The organism is Ensifer canadensis (assembly GCF_017488845.2).
Taxonomy (GTDB): domain Bacteria; phylum Pseudomonadota; class Alphaproteobacteria; order Rhizobiales; family Rhizobiaceae; genus Ensifer; species Ensifer canadensis.
Genome location: NZ_CP083370.1, coordinates 187,306 through 200,936, shown reverse-complemented (window position 1 = coordinate 200,936; position 13,631 = coordinate 187,306). Strand labels below are relative to the sequence as shown.

General features: G+C 62.8%; 13 protein-coding genes. 5 read left to right on the top strand and 8 right to left on the bottom strand.

The features are described from left to right. Positions 1-61 precede the first annotated feature (61 nt). Both J3R84_RS00935 and mscL read right to left on the bottom strand, forming a co-directional pair. Positions 62-1,228, bottom strand: coding sequence for a pyridoxal phosphate-dependent aminotransferase (locus J3R84_RS00935; RefSeq protein WP_025425844.1), 1,167 nt, complete (start codon positions 1,226-1,228; stop codon positions 62-64). Between the two features lie 257 nt (positions 1,229-1,485). Further along, a complete protein-coding gene (mscL, locus tag J3R84_RS00930; protein ID WP_025425843.1) occupies positions 1,486-1,914 on the bottom strand; it encodes a large conductance mechanosensitive channel protein MscL in 429 nt (142 codons plus the stop codon). A 271-nt stretch (positions 1,915-2,185) separates the two neighbouring features. Here mscL and J3R84_RS00925 point away from each other — a divergent pair, with 271 nt between their 5' ends. Further along, on the top strand, positions 2,186-5,689 hold the full coding sequence (locus tag J3R84_RS00925) for a PAS domain-containing hybrid sensor histidine kinase/response regulator (protein WP_203527359.1): 3,504 nt from the start codon (positions 2,186-2,188) through the stop codon (positions 5,687-5,689). A 125-nt stretch (positions 5,690-5,814) separates the two neighbouring features. On the opposite strand, the gene J3R84_RS00920 is transcribed toward J3R84_RS00925, so the two are convergent. Next, positions 5,815-6,465 carry a response regulator transcription factor gene (locus J3R84_RS00920; RefSeq protein WP_025425841.1) on the bottom strand — a complete coding sequence of 217 codons (651 nt, stop codon included), beginning with the start codon at positions 6,463-6,465 and terminating at the stop codon, positions 5,815-5,817. Positions 6,466-6,540: 75 nt separating this feature from the next. Further along, positions 6,541-6,960 (bottom strand): hypothetical protein, encoded by a 420-nt coding sequence (locus J3R84_RS00915; RefSeq protein ID WP_025425840.1) that lies wholly within the window; start codon positions 6,958-6,960, stop codon positions 6,541-6,543. A gap of 122 nt (positions 6,961-7,082) precedes the next feature. On the opposite strand from J3R84_RS00915, the gene J3R84_RS00910 reads away from it, so the two are divergent. Beyond that, positions 7,083-7,430 carry a DUF952 domain-containing protein gene (locus tag J3R84_RS00910; protein ID WP_025425839.1) on the top strand — a complete coding sequence of 116 codons (348 nt, stop codon included), beginning with the start codon at positions 7,083-7,085 and terminating at the stop codon, positions 7,428-7,430. Next, the gene (locus tag J3R84_RS00905) at positions 7,427-8,515 is read left to right on the top strand and encodes a quinone-dependent dihydroorotate dehydrogenase (RefSeq protein ID WP_025425838.1); all 1,089 of its coding nucleotides are present in this window, start codon (positions 7,427-7,429) and stop codon (positions 8,513-8,515) included. Before J3R84_RS00910 ends, J3R84_RS00905 begins: the two co-directional genes overlap by 4 nt. Here the strand turns inward: J3R84_RS00905 and J3R84_RS00900 are convergent. From J3R84_RS00900 to J3R84_RS00890, 3 genes are all read right to left on the bottom strand, one after another. After that, positions 8,491-9,849: an MATE family efflux transporter gene (locus J3R84_RS00900; protein WP_025425837.1), complete on the bottom strand. Its 1,359-nt coding sequence runs from the start codon at positions 9,847-9,849 to the stop codon at positions 8,491-8,493. The genes J3R84_RS00905 and J3R84_RS00900 overlap by 25 nt on opposite strands. A 342-nt stretch (positions 9,850-10,191) precedes the next feature. Then, positions 10,192-10,695, bottom strand: coding sequence for a CAP domain-containing protein (locus J3R84_RS00895; RefSeq protein ID WP_025425836.1), 504 nt, complete (start codon positions 10,693-10,695; stop codon positions 10,192-10,194). Between the two features lie 2 nt (positions 10,696-10,697). Further along, positions 10,698-10,964, bottom strand: coding sequence for a DUF6460 domain-containing protein (locus J3R84_RS00890; RefSeq protein ID WP_025425835.1), 267 nt, complete (start codon positions 10,962-10,964; stop codon positions 10,698-10,700). 424 nt (positions 10,965-11,388) lie between these two features. Here J3R84_RS00890 and J3R84_RS00885 point away from each other — a divergent pair, with 424 nt between their 5' ends. Continuing rightward, positions 11,389-12,327, top strand: a complete 939-nt coding sequence (locus J3R84_RS00885) for a class I SAM-dependent methyltransferase (protein WP_025425834.1) — start codon at positions 11,389-11,391, stop codon at positions 12,325-12,327. 107 nt (positions 12,328-12,434) lie between these two features. Continuing rightward, positions 12,435-13,070 (top strand): YitT family protein, encoded by a 636-nt coding sequence (locus J3R84_RS00880; protein ID WP_025425833.1) that lies wholly within the window; start codon positions 12,435-12,437, stop codon positions 13,068-13,070. Positions 13,071-13,134: 64 nt separating this feature from the next. Here the strand turns inward: J3R84_RS00880 and J3R84_RS00875 are convergent, their stop codons facing one another. Then, the gene (locus J3R84_RS00875) at positions 13,135-13,599 is read right to left on the bottom strand and encodes a carboxymuconolactone decarboxylase family protein (protein ID WP_025425832.1); all 465 of its coding nucleotides are present in this window, start codon (positions 13,597-13,599) and stop codon (positions 13,135-13,137) included. Positions 13,600-13,631 lie beyond the last annotated feature (32 nt).

The following is a 13,631-nucleotide window of genomic DNA, read 5'->3' as shown; positions in this document are numbered from 1 at the left end:
AAATCTATCCTGATTTAAGGAATTATGCAGGAGCGCACGCCGACCTAAGCGATGGCGACCGTTACCGACCGAGAATGTAATTTTGCAGGCGGTGTGCCGCTTCCGCGACCTGCGCCGGATCACGCAGGAAGCAGGCGCGCATGAACAAGGAGCCGCCATCGCCGAATGCGGTTCCCGGCGCAAGGCCAACGCCTGTCTTGTCGACGATGTCGATCGCCGCAGCGCGCGAATCCGTGACGCCGTCGATCTTGAGGAACGTATAGATCGCACCGTCCGGCTTCAGCGTTTCGACCCGATTGGTGGCGATCAGCGCGTCGCACAAGAGGTCACGGCTCTGTGCGGCCTTGGCAATGTTGGCGTCGACGAAAGCATCGCCCTCTTCCAACGCCACGACGGCGCCGCGCTGCATGAACTGCGCCACGCCTGAGGTTGCATATTGCACCAGGTTTTCAAGCACCTGGCCGATTGCCGGCGGGGCGACGATCCAGCCGACGCGCCAACCGGTCATCGACCAGTTCTTGGAGAAGGAGTTGACGAAGATGATGCGCTCGTCGTCGTCCATCACATCAAGGAAAGAAGGCGCCCGGCCGCCTGCGTAGTGATAAAGCGCATAGATCTCGTCGGCGACGATCCAGAGGCCGTGCTTGCGCGCCAGCGCCAGAATGGCGCGAAGATCGTCATGGCTGGCGGTCCAGCCGGTCGGGTTGGACGGCGTGTTGATGAAGAGAGCCTTGGTCTTCGGACCGATTGCCGCTTCGAGCCGCTCGTGATCGAGCTGCCACGTGCCGTTTTCGAAGCGGAGCTCAACGGAGACGGGCTTGACGCCCGACAGCTCGGCAGCCGCGGCAAAATTCGGCCAAGCCGGGGTCAAAAGCACCATCTCGTCGCCCGGCGAGGTGATCGCCTCGATCGAAAGCTTGATTGCCTGCATGCCGGAGCCGGTGACATAGAAATGCTCCGGTGACAGGGTCTTCTGGAACCGGCGCTGGTAATAGCGCGACAGCGCTTCGCGCAGTGGCGGGATGCCGCGCTGCCAGGTGTAGAAGGTTTCTCCGGCGAGCAACGCTTCGCTGGCGGCCTCGGAAATGAAGGTCGGGGTCGAAAGATCGCCTTCGCCGACCCAGAGCGGGATCAGACCGTCGCGCCCACGGGCATAGTTCACGACCTCGACGATGCCGCTTTCCGGCGCCGAGAGTGCACGGGGACTGAGGGTGGTGATGATGGTCATCGACGGGCTCCTGGATCACGTTTTTGATTTGGTCGGGTTGGCTCGACCCAAATCAAAAACGTGATCGATTTTCATGAGTTAGAGCGGGATGCGGGCGGAAAACCGCCCACACTTTTCCTGATCCCGCTCCGGATCGCCCGTCGCTTCTAGCCGCTTTCGCAGCGGCGATCACGCGACTTTATCTGACCGGTTTATTGATTTCTATGATGTTTCGCGGGCTTCGGTCGACGACGCCGGAGCCCGCGGGAAGAGGAAACTCAGGCGCGCTGCTTCAAGAGATCGCGGATTTCCGAAAGCAGCCGGACATCTTCCGGCGGCGGAGCGGCCGGCTCGGATTCCTTCTGCTTTTCGACCGATGCACGCACGCGGTTTACCGCTTTGATCATCAGGAAGATGATCCAAGCGAGGATCAGAAAGTTGATGAGGACAGTGATGAAGTTGCCATAGGCGAAGACGGCGCCCTGTTCACGGGCAGCGGCAAGAGACGTCGCCGTCACGTTGGCCGAGAGCGGCAGGAAGTAGTTGGAGAAGTCGAAACCGCCACCGGTGAGCGCACCGACAACGGGCATCACCAGGTCTTCGACGATCGACGTGACGATCTTGCTGAAAGCGGCGCCGATGATCACACCCACCGCGAGATCCATCACGTTCCCGCGGGCAACAAACTCTTTGAACTCATTCAGCATACGTCTCTCCGTATTATCCCCGTTGAAAGCGACCGCTGGCGCTGTCCCGCGCTGCAACCGTTTACGGAAACTAAACCAAAGCGGGCAGGGGGGAAACCATTCTTTGCCTTTGATCAAATCGTATGCAAGCGAGTTGCCCGATTGCGATCGCCCGCTGACGACACCGGCGGGCCGCGCGCTTTCTTCAACGCCGCCTTGAACTTAAGACTGATGCCGAGGCAATTCTCAACCTCTTGCAGTTGGCCTATGCTTGCCCCCGGAGGAATGAGGCATGCTCTCGGGTTCGGTCATCTTCGCCTCGGCCTTCGCCTATCTGCTGCTGCTTTTCGCAGTCGCAAGCTACGGCGACCGGCGGGCCAGGAAAAAAAGCACTGCGGTCAACGGCAGGCCGCTGGTCTATGCGCTGAGCCTTGCGATCTATTGCACGTCCTGGACCTATTTCGGCGGCATCGGCCTTGCGGCCGAGCGTGGCCTCGAGTTCACCGGCATCTATATCGGCCCGATCCTGATGTTCACGCTTGGCATGCCGCTGATCCGCAAGATCATCCGGCTTGCCAAGACCGAGAAGCTGACATCGGTCGCCGACTTCATCGCCGCCCGCCATGGCAAGAACCCGGCGGTGGCGGCGATCGTTGCGCTGATTTCGCTGGTGGGCGCCGTGCCCTATATTGCGCTGCAGCTGAAGGCGATCTCGAGCTCGGTCGCGGCGATGATCAACACCAGCGACTATGGCATCGGCGCCGGGCAAAGCTTCATCGACCTGCCGCTCCTCGTCACCCTGTTCCTCGCCTGCTTCGCCATCGTCTTCGGCACCCGCCATACGGATGCAACCGAACACCAGGACGGCCTGATCCTCGCGATCGCGATGGAATCGGTGGTCAAGCTGGTGGCGCTGATCACCGCCGGCCTCTACATCGTATTCGTGATTTTCGACGGGCCGACGCATCTGTGGACCCTCGCCCAGCAAAGCCCGGCGGTCGAAAAGGCGCTCTCCTACGAAACGCCGATCGCGCGCTGGATCCTGCTGATCGTCACCTCGGCCTTTGCGATCATCATGCTGCCGCGGCAGTTTCATGTCACTGTCGTCGAGAACCGCACCGAAGGCGAGTTGCGCACCGCCGGCATTCTCTTTCCGCTCTACCTCGTCGCCATCAACCTTTTCGTTCTGCCGATCGCCATTGCCGGCATCCTGACCTTCTCGGGATCCGGCGACGCCGACCTCTACCTGCTGACGCTGCCGCTCGCCAACGGCCTGCCGCTATTGACGCTGATTACCTTCATCGGCGGTTTTTCGGCAGCGACGGCCATGGTCATCGTTGCCTCCGTGGCGCTGTCGATCATGATTTCCAACGACATCGTCATGCCAGTCTTCCTGCGCCGCAATCTCGGCCAGCGCGGCGGGCTGCAGGAAAATCTCGCGGGCACACTGCTCAATATTCGCCGCACGGCGATCTTCGTCGTGCTTTTGCTCGGCTATGCCTATTACCGTTCGGCCGATATCAGCGCCGGCCTCGCCTCGCTCGGGCTTCTCTCCTTCGTTGCCATTTCGCAGATGGCACCTTCTCTGCTCGGCGGCCTGGTCTGGCGTCAGGCCAATGCCCGCGGCGCCATCTGCGGCATGGTCTCGGGCTTCTTCGTCTGGGCCTATCTCCTGTTCCTGCCGAGCCTCGGCGGACCGGATAATTCGCATGTCGCAACGACGGTCCTCAGTTTCCTGCTACCCCTCACCGAGGTCTTTTCCGGCACTGACGCCGATCCTCTGGTCAACGCCACCGCGCTCAGCCTGCTCGTCAATCTGACCATGTACGTGCTCGCCTCGCTGACCCGGGCACCCAAGCCGCTCGAACGTTTTCAGGCGGGGGTCTTCATCACCCGGCGCTCGCGCAGCGAGAGGGCGTTTCGCGGCCGAAAGACCAAGATCACCGTCCGCGACCTCAAGGCGACGATCGCCCGCTATATGGGCGACGAGCGCATGCAGCGTTCGTTCCATACCTATGAGCGCCAGTCCGGCCGCTGGCTCGACGACAATGCGCCCGCCGACATGGCGCTGGTGCATTTTTCCGAGCAGCTGCTCGGCAGCGCCATCGGCTCGTCCTCGGCCCGCCTCGTGTTTTCGCTGGTGTTGCAACGGGTCGACGACACCTCGTCGGATACGGCCTGGCTGCTGGACCAGGCAAGCGAAGCGCTGCAGTACAATCAGGACATGCTGCAGACCGCGCTTTCGCAGATGGACCAGGGCATCGCCGTCTTCGACAACGCCAACAACTTGATCATCTGGAACCGGCGTTTCCGCCAGCTGCTCGACCTGCCGGAAGCCGCCGGCCAGGTGGGTTTCCCGCTTGCCGACATCGTCGCGATCCTCACCAAGCGGGGCGATATCCGCAAGGAGGACGAGAAGCGGCTGATCGCCAACTTCCTGACGCTCGACAAGCCATTCCTGATGGAGCTTGGAAACGGCCAGCAGATCATTGAAGTGCGCACCAACGCAATGCCCGACAAGGGTATCGTCACGACCTACACCGACATCACCCAGCGGGTCGCCGCCGACATGGCGCTGAAGCAGGCAAACGAGACGCTCGAGCTTCGGGTGGCCGAGCGCACCGGCGAACTGACCCGGGTGAACCACGAACTCGCCGAGGCTCGCGCCGCCGCCGAAGAGGCCAATATCGGCAAGACGCGCTTCTTTGCCGCCGCCGGCCACGACATCCTGCAGCCGCTCAACGCCGCCCGGCTCTACTCCTCCTCGCTGGTCGAACGCCTCGGGGAATCGGACAACAGCACGCTGGTGGAAAACATCGATTCCTCGCTGGAATCGGTAGAAGCCATTCTTGGTGCCGTTCTTGACATATCCCGCTTGGACACCGGCGCGATGAAGGCGCGCCTGCAGTCGGTCCCGCTCAACGACCTCTTGCGCCGGGTCGAGACGGATTTCGCGCCGATGGCACGGGCGAAAGACCTCGAGCTGGTGGTGATGCCGACGTCGCTGGTGGTGCGCACGGATCCGAACCTGCTCCGGCGCGTCGTGCAGAACCTGGTCTCGAACGCCGTCAAATACACGCTCCGAGGCAAGGTGCTCGTCGGCGTGCGCCGGCGCGGCAAGATGGCGACGATCGAAGTGCTGGATTCCGGCATCGGCATCCCGTCATCGAAGTTCCGCACCGTCTTCAAGGAGTTTGCGCGCCTCGACGAGGGCGCCCGCACCGCATCCGGGCTCGGCCTCGGGCTTTCGATCGTCGACCGGATTTCGCGGGTGCTTAACCATCCCGTCAGCCTGCAGTCCAAGCCCGGCAAGGGCACCGGTTTCAAGGTCACGGTGCCGCTCGATCCAACGGCGGGAGAACGGGTCGCCGTCCCGCCCGTGCCGACGACCAAGGCCAGCGAGGCGCTCAACGGCCTGCGCGTGCTCTGCATCGACAACGAGCCGCGCATCATCGAAGGCATGCGGGTGCTGCTATCGGGCTGGGGCTGCGTCGTCACGACGGCGGAATCGCTTAACGCCTGCACCGAGATGTCGACGTCCACGCAGGAGCGTCCGCACGCCATCATCGCCGACTACCATCTCGACGACGGCACCGGCATCGAGGCGATCGCGCGCATCCGGGCGCTGTTCGGCGACAACATACCGGCTTTGCTCGTCACCGCCGACCGGTCGCCGGAAGTGCGCGGCGCGGCGGAGCGCGACGGCGTCGGCCTGCAGAACAAGCCGGTGCGGCCAGCCGCCATGCGGGCATGGCTGACCCAGCTCTCGACGGCGGCAAAGACGGCTGCGGAATAGTCGCTAATGCGGTGTCGCGCATAAAGCGCGCTGCGTTCTTTTAGGAACGCTTTTCGAACTCAAAGCGCTGGTTCCGTCGCATGTCGCGATCGCAAAACCGGGTGCCCACTTTTGCGCGGGATGCTCTAGGCCGCCGCCACAGTACCGATCTTCGAAAGCTGGATGACGGCCTGCGTGCGGCTGTCGACGTTGAGCTTCAACAGGATCGCCGAGACATGCGCCTTGATGGTCGCCTCGGAAACCCCGAGCTCATAGGCGATCTGTTTGTTGAGCAGGCCCTCGCCGAGCATGCTCAGAACGCGCGATTGCTGCGGCGTCAAGGTTTGCAGCCGCTGCAGGAGATCGGCGACCTCCGGCTCGTATTCCTGCCCCTGCTCGTAGCCGGCCGGCACGAAGACTTCGCCGGCCATGACTTTCTCGATGCCATCGCGGATTTCCTCGATCCCCGCCGATTTCGACAGGAAGCCGGAGGCGCCGAGATCGAGCGCCCGGTGGATCGTCGCCGGGTCGTCATGTGCGGAAACCACCATGACCGGCAGGCTTGGAAATTCGGCGCGAAGGGCGATCAGGCCCGACAGGCCGCTGACGCCGGGCATGGTGAGGTCGAGCAGCATCAGGTCTGCGTCGGGACAATCGGCGGCGGCCTTGCGCGCGGCAGCGAAGTCGCCGGCTTCGACGATGGCAGGCGCGCCGGCCATGCCGCTCAATGCCTGCCGCATGGCGCCGCGAAAGAGCGGGTGGTCGTCTGCGATGATGATGGTCATGTCCGGCGTCATGTCGCTCCCTCCCAAGAGCTTCGGCTGCAGCCCGCGTCCCCACGCCGGTTGTAGCCGCACAGTCCGTCCGACCCGTCAGGTCTTCTGCGGCGACGTTCCGTCGCTGCTGCCTTCAAGATCCTTCACGATATCCATGAACTTGCGCATCATTCTTTCCATGATGCCCATTGTCCGGTCAATCTCTTCGTCGGTCGGAAGGTCCGGTTTTGCGACGGCCCCACCGGATTTAGCGGCCTTTTCCAACGCTTCCACCCGCTTGGTAAGGAGATCGATCTCCAATTCGAAAGCCGTGCGCTCATCGGCAGCCATGCGGCAAACGAGCTGACCGTCTTTCTCCTGGCAGAGCGAGACCTCGCCGGTCTGGGTGTCGAGCCGGGCAATGCCGGTGTCCGACTTCTGCATGGCGTAGCGACCGGGCGCCGGTTCCTGGGCGCGTGCGCCTGCGGCAAGGCCGAGGCTGCCGCCTATAAGCATGACTGCAATTGCTCTTCTCATGATTTCCTCTCCGTTGCGGACATACGGGCGGAAATCCGCCGGTGAAAGATCTTCAGCAATGGACAATCGCCGATATTTGCGGCAAGGCCACGACAGGATATCACGACGGACAAGCGGGCATCATGAGCTCAATCATATACAAGATCGTTCCGGCCGCACTATGGCAGGAAGCCAAACGCACCGGCCGTTTTGATGGCGCGCCCATCGACCTCGCGGACGGCTTCATCCACTTTTCGACCGGCGAGCAGGCGATCGAAACCGCCGCCCGCCACTTCGAAGGGCAGGAAGGCCTGCTGCTGGTGGCGATCGATGGCGATGCGCTCGGCGAAGAGCTGGTCTATGAGCCGTCACGCGGCGGTGCCCTTTTCCCGCATCTCTACGCACCGCTGTTCCTTTCGGCCGTCCTGTGGGAAAAGCCGCTGCCGCTCGGCGCCGATGGCCTTCACGTCTTCCCGGAACTCGAGGCATGACCAATCCCTTTGCCAATCTTGCCCGCCGCGGCCTTTTCCTCTTCGATCCGGAGGCAGCCCACGGACTGTCGATCAAGGCACTGAAGACCGGCCTCGTGCCGAGCTGTCCGTCCAGACAGGACAAGCGGCTTGCCCAGACCGTTGCCGGTATTGCCTTCCCCAATCCGCTCGGCATGGCAGCTGGATACGACAAGAATGCCGAGGTGCCGGAAGCGCTTTTGAAGATCGGCTTCGGCTTTACCGAAATCGGAACGGTGACGCCGCGTCCGCAATCGGGCAACGACAAGCCGCGCATCTTCCGCCTGGTGGAAGACGAAGCGGTGATCAATCGCCTCGGCTTCAACAATGAGGGCCACGGCGCAGCCCTGGCCCGCCTCAAGGCCTGCTCGCGCGACGCGCTGATCGGCGTCAATATCGGCGCCAACAAGGACAGTGCCGATCGCATCGGCGACTATGTCAGCGGCATCCACACCTTCTACTCCGTCGCCAGATATTTCACCGCCAACATCTCCTCGCCGAACACGCCCGGTCTTCGCGACCTGCAGGCGCGCGAAAGTTTGGCGACGCTGCTTTCGGCCGTGCTTGCTGCGCGCGACGAGGAAGCCTCGCGCAGCAACAGGCGCGTGCCGGTCTTCCTCAAGATCGCTCCCGATCTGACCGAGGAAGGCCTGGATGACATCGCGGCCGAAGTGCTCGCCCAAGATCTCGACGGGCTGATCGTCTCGAACACGACGCTTTCGCGCGATGGCCTCAAAGACCAGGCCCAGGCGAAGGAAGCCGGCGGCCTTTCCGGCAAGCCGCTGTTCGAGAAATCGACGGCCGTTCTTGCCCGGATGCGCAAGCGCGTCGGCCCGGCCCTGCCGATCATCGGTGTCGGCGGCGTCAGTTCGGCCGAAACGGCTGCAGAGAAGATCCGCGCCGGCGCCGACCTGGTCCAGCTCTATTCCTGCATGGTCTATGAAGGTCCGGCGCTGCCCGGCCGGATCGTGCGCGGGCTTTCCGAGCTCTGCGATCGCCAGGGCCTGACATCGATCCGCGACCTTCGTGACAGCCGCCTCGACTACTGGACCGAACGAAAGGTCTGACCGGCCTTTGCCGGAATTCTGGCGAGCAGGAACAGGCCACGCATCAGCAGGAACAGGTTGAGCCCCGCCCATAGGCCGTGATTGCCGAAGGCGGGGACAAGGATCCCCAGGGCGGCTATGTATCCGACCAGGGCTGCCAGCATCATGTTGCGCATGTCGCGCGACCAGGTAGCGCCGATGAAGACCCCATCCATCAGGAAGGCGAGCGCGCCGGTCATCGCCGTCAGGGCCGCCCAGGGCAGATATTCGTAAGCGACCATGCGAACGTCTTGCGCCGTGGTCAAGAGATCGACCATCCCGCGGCCGAAAAGCAGGAGCGCCATCGTCGTCAAGGCGGCGAGACCGAGCGACCATGCCATCGTCAGCTTCAGTGCCCGATCGAAAGCCGGACGGTAATGGGCACCGATCGAACGGCCGATCAGTTGCTCGGCCGCATTGGCAAGCCCGTCGAGATAATAGCCGGCAACGAGAAAAATGGTCATCAGCACCGCGTTCGCCGCCAGCGTCACCGGGCCGAAAGCTGTGCCGATCCGCGTTATCAGCGCGAAGGCCGCGACGAGAACGAAGGACCGGATCATGATGTCGCGGTTGAGCCCGAACAGCGGCCGGAGCCGTTCGCGGTCGAAGATCATCGCCCAGCTCGGCGCGTCCGTCCTGTCGAAGCGGCCATAGACGATGGCAAAGCCGACCAGAGCGCCGATGACCTCGCCGGTCACGGTTGCGATCGCGACACCGGCGACACCCCAGCCCAGGATCAATCCGAGTAGGATCGACAGCACAATGTTGACCCCGTTGATCAAAGCCTGCAGCAACAGCCCGGTCGTGCCCTGGCCGCGCCCGAGCACAAAGCCGAGGATAGCATAATTGGCAAGTGCCGCCGGGGACGAGAGGATGCGACAGAGGAAATAGGTGCGCGTAACAGCTTCCACTTCTGCCGGTGGGTCCATCAGCCAGAGACCACCGGCGAGCAAAAGCGGCGACAGGGCGACAACCGTAACACCGGCCGCAAGCGCGATCACCAGCGAGCGCCAGAACACGGCCTGCTGTTCGCGCCGGTCACCCCGACCATAGGCCTGCGCGACAAGGCCCGTCGTGGCGGCGCGCAGGAAATTGAAGGTGGTGAAGATCAGGTCGAAGATTATCGCCCCGACAGCAAGTCCGGCCAGCAGCGTCGCCTGGCCCATGCGGCCGACCACCGCGGTATCGACGAGGCCGAGCAACGGCGTGGTCAGAAAGCCCAGCGTCATCGGCAGCGCAATCGCCAGGATCAGCCGGTGGGTGACCTCAAAGGGGCCGGCGGTTTCGGTCTGCGCGGCGGGAGAAATGGCGGTCATCGAACGGTCCAGGGGAATGAGTGCGTGACGACCGTTTTAGGGAAAGATCATAGGCGGGCGCAAGAGACTGCGGTTGGTGACAGCAGTCGATACCTCAGCGCCACGATGGCCCCTCACCCTAACTCTCTCTCCGCTTGCGGGGAGAGAGGACGCACACGGGCGACAGATGTCGAATGCCTCGTAGGTTTGCAGGCAAGATTGGAGCTGCCGGCAAGCCCGCGGGAAAACGCAACGTCCCGATGGAAGGCAAAACGGTAGAGCGTCGTCCCTTCTCCCCGCCCGCGGGGAGAAGGTCCGGGGGATGAGGGGCGGCCTCGAACGCGGTGACAGAGAAACGAGCGATCAGCCCGCCAGCACCATGGCCCAATAGGGCCGGTTGCCCGAAGCGGCGTTTTGCGCCACGGCCACGCCGAGACCACGATAGTTGCCAAGCATGTTTTCCAGATGCTTCGGCGATTTGTACCAGGCGTCATAGGCGCGTTCGGCGTCGTCCTGGCCGACAGCGATGTTCTCGGCAGCCGGAAGGACCACGCCCTGGCTCTTCATCCTGTCGTAGAAACTGTCGTTCCAGCCGATCAGGTGCTGCATCTTGCCGACCTTGGCCATTCTCGCCGCCTGGCTCATGGCCGCAGCGGAAGCCGCCTTGTCCGCCACCAGCGGCGACAGGCCCTTGTTCTTGCGCAGGACGTTGACATAGCCGAGGCTCGCCGCGGTCTGGTCGCTGCCGGTGCCAGTTGCCGGCGACAGCACGTTGGATGTGGTGCAGCCGGCGAGAGCGCCAAGCGAAAGCACGGCACCGGCGCGCAGAAAGCCGCGGCGCTCGATGAGGAAAAGCTGATCCTTCATGCTCAACGCCGGTAGCTCATGACACGCAGGATGACGAAGGCGGGAATGACGATCGCAGCGCCCAGCAGCAGATAGTCGCCGATCCGGCCAAGGGCGGAGAAGCCCGTGTGCCAGAGGTCGAGCAGGAAGTTGCGGATGCCGAAATAGATGTCGGCGGGATACCAGCCGAAAACGGTCATGACGAACCCGACCAGGATCGACACCACGACGAGCTTGACGAGGACGCGCAGCGGCGAATCCCCCAAGAATTTGTTCACTCCGTCCGACATCGGCGAAATACTCCTGTTTCCCTTCACATAAGCTGCCATTCGCACCCTCGCAAGTCACCGGAAAAGGCGGGCTTATACCAACCTGCGCTGATATTGACCTATTGCGCCGGAGCGATTTTGGTTTCCGGCAAGGAGAAAACCGGAACCGGACCAAGTGGTCCGGTGAGGATTATCGACGCTATCCGGAGGCCAAAAGCGCCCGGCCCTTCGGGTGGGCCTTCTGTCGGCCAGCGGCAGCGTCGCAATCCTCGACCGATGCCAAGGCATCGCTCTTGCGGTATGCTCCTCGCCGGATGACCGCAGACGGTCCCACGCAATAGGTCAATATCAGCGCAGGTTGGTATTATGCCCGGTTTTCAGATTCCGCTTGTGTTTTGCCCGGTCCGGCGTCAGAAGCGCTGATCGCAACCAACATCTCACATTGATGACGCTCAACCAGCTCTCCTCCGGCGACCTGATCGCCGATCGCCGCGCCGACTACGCAAAAATGCTTGCCGAGGCCGGCGAGCCCGAGAGCGCGGCCGATCTCATGGCCCAGGCGCTCGAGCGTGTCCCGGAATGGGCTGCCGGCTGGTTCCGGCTGGCGGACTATGAGGAAAAATCGGGCCGGAAAGAGGCGGCGATCGACGCGCTGCGCAAAACCTTGCGCCTCAATCCGAAAGACATTTTTGGCGCGGGGCTGAAGCTGGCGCTGCTCGGCGCGACCGAGATGCCGGAACAACCGCCGAGCCTTTATGTCGAGCGGCTTTTCGATGACTACGCCGACCGGTTCGACCAGGCGCTCGTCGAGAAGCTCGATTACAGCGTGCCGGAAAAGCTCGCTGCGCTGATCGAGACGTCAACGGCCGGCGGGCATTTCGAGCATGTCGTCGACCTCGGTTGCGGCACCGGGCTCTTCGGCGAGCGCATCCGCGAGCGGGCGGCATTTCTCGAAGGCTTCGACATTTCCGCCAACATGCTGTCGAAGGCAGAGACGAAAGCCGTCTATGACCGGCTGGCGCGGGCCGACCTATCGCTGCCTCCGGAACAATCTGATGTCTTCGGGAATTTCGCGGCAGCCCGCGCCGATCTCGTCAGTGCCGCGGACGTGCTGATGTATCTCGGCAGCCTCGATGGCGTCGCCGAGATCGTCGGCAAGCTGCTTTCCGATGGAGGCCTGTTTGCCTTCTCGGTGGAGGATGCCGGCACGGACGATGGTTTCGTCCTGCGCCCGTCGCTGCGCTACGCCCATAGCGAGGCTTATATCCGCGAGCTTCTCCAATCCCACGGCTTGGAAATGGTGGCTGTCGAGCGCACGATCATCCGCATGGATGCTGGCCAGCCGATCTCGGGCATCCTGTTTTTGGCCCGCAAGCCTGCATAAAACGCAGGGCTGGTTCGCAAAATTACGTCAGCATTGCTGACATATTTTTCTTGATTGTTTTTGTGCGTTGCAGCATTGCTTGGCGCATCGCAATCGAGGTTTTTGCCATGGCTCTGAGCAGCAGCGTTTTCGGTCTTTGGAACACCAGCCCGACCCGGCACACGCCGATCGAGGACCTGCAGGGCATCTTCTCCGGCAGCCTGATCGCCGCGCTCGGCCTGTATTTCCTGGCAAGCGCCGGGTTGCTCACCGGCAGCACCGCCGGCGTCGCCTTCCTGCTGCATTACGCGACCGGCGTGAACTTCGGCCTCGCGTTCTTCCTGCTCAACCTGCCGTTCTTCTATCTCTCGCTGAAGAGGCTTGGGCCGGCCTTCACGGTCAAGACCTTCATCGCCATCGGCGTGACCTCGTTCCTGACTGACATCCAGTCGCGCCTGTTCCACATCGGCGATATCCACCCGGCCTGGGCGGCGCTGATCGGCGGCCTGCTTCTCGGCTATGGCCTGCTGGCGCTCTATCGCCACCGCGCGAGCCTCGGTGGCGTCGGCATTCTCGGCATCTACCTGCAGGAGCGTTTCGGCGTTCGCGCCGGGCTGGTGCAGCTTGCCATCGACATGGTCGTGCTGGTCGCCGCCTTCGGCGTGACGTCCCCCGCAGTGGTTGCCTGGTCGGTGCTCGGCGCTGTGGTCCTGAACCTGTTCGTGGCCATCAACCACCGCGCCGATCGTTACATCGCCCTGTAGAACATCACTTGCCGATAGCCCCGAATAGACTTCGGGGCTGTGCTTTCGGCCCGCCTCGAAGGTATCAGGCGGCCTTTGCCGGCGCATCGACCGGATGCTGCGAACGCAGGCCGACGGCGACGCGATTCCAGACATTGATGACGCCGATGGCCATGGTGATCTTGGTGATCTCGGCTTCGTCAAAATGCTCTCTCAGCGGCTCGAAGTCCGCGTCGGGCGCACCGGTCTGGGCAAGGTTGGTGAGCGCTTCGGTCCAGGCGAGCACCGCGCGTTCGCGGGCATCATAGATCGGCGATTCGCGCCAGGCGCAGATCAGGTGGATCCATTGCTCGCTCATGCCGGTATGACGCGCCTCCTTCACATGCATATCGATGCAATAGGCGCAGCCGTTGATCTGCGAGGCACGCAACTTGATCAGGTGGATCAGGCGCGGCTCCAGTTCGGATTCCTTGATGATGTAGCTGTCGAAGGCTGCCGCAGCCTTGTAAGCGTCGGGAGCGGCTTTGACGAAGTTCAAACGCGGATGCATGTCTTCTCCTTCAGGTGGTTGGGATCGTTGTT

Excerpts from the sequence above, each read along its gene's own strand:
- J3R84_RS00935 (WP_025425844.1), bottom strand. The coding sequence starts at position 1,228 with ATGACCATCATCACCACCCTCAGTCCCCGTGCACTCTCGGCGCCGGAA.
- mscL (WP_025425843.1), bottom strand. The coding sequence starts at position 1,914 with ATGCTGAATGAGTTCAAAGAGTTTGTTGCCCGCGGGAACGTGATGGAT.
- J3R84_RS00925 (WP_203527359.1), top strand. The coding sequence starts at position 2,186 with ATGCTCTCGGGTTCGGTCATCTTCGCCTCGGCCTTCGCCTATCTGCTG.
- J3R84_RS00920 (WP_025425841.1), bottom strand. The coding sequence starts at position 6,465 with ATGACGCCGGACATGACCATCATCATCGCAGACGACCACCCGCTCTTT.
- J3R84_RS00915 (WP_025425840.1), bottom strand. The coding sequence starts at position 6,960 with ATGAGAAGAGCAATTGCAGTCATGCTTATAGGCGGCAGCCTCGGCCTT.
- J3R84_RS00910 (WP_025425839.1), top strand. The coding sequence starts at position 7,083 with ATGAGCTCAATCATATACAAGATCGTTCCGGCCGCACTATGGCAGGAA.
- J3R84_RS00905 (WP_025425838.1), top strand. The coding sequence starts at position 7,427 with ATGACCAATCCCTTTGCCAATCTTGCCCGCCGCGGCCTTTTCCTCTTC.
- J3R84_RS00900 (WP_025425837.1), bottom strand. The coding sequence starts at position 9,849 with ATGACCGCCATTTCTCCCGCCGCGCAGACCGAAACCGCCGGCCCCTTT.
- J3R84_RS00895 (WP_025425836.1), bottom strand. The coding sequence starts at position 10,695 with ATGAAGGATCAGCTTTTCCTCATCGAGCGCCGCGGCTTTCTGCGCGCC.
- J3R84_RS00890 (WP_025425835.1), bottom strand. The coding sequence starts at position 10,964 with ATGTCGGACGGAGTGAACAAATTCTTGGGGGATTCGCCGCTGCGCGTC.
- J3R84_RS00885 (WP_025425834.1), top strand. The coding sequence starts at position 11,389 with ATGACGCTCAACCAGCTCTCCTCCGGCGACCTGATCGCCGATCGCCGC.
- J3R84_RS00880 (WP_025425833.1), top strand. The coding sequence starts at position 12,435 with ATGGCTCTGAGCAGCAGCGTTTTCGGTCTTTGGAACACCAGCCCGACC.
- J3R84_RS00875 (WP_025425832.1), bottom strand. The coding sequence starts at position 13,599 with ATGCATCCGCGTTTGAACTTCGTCAAAGCCGCTCCCGACGCTTACAAG.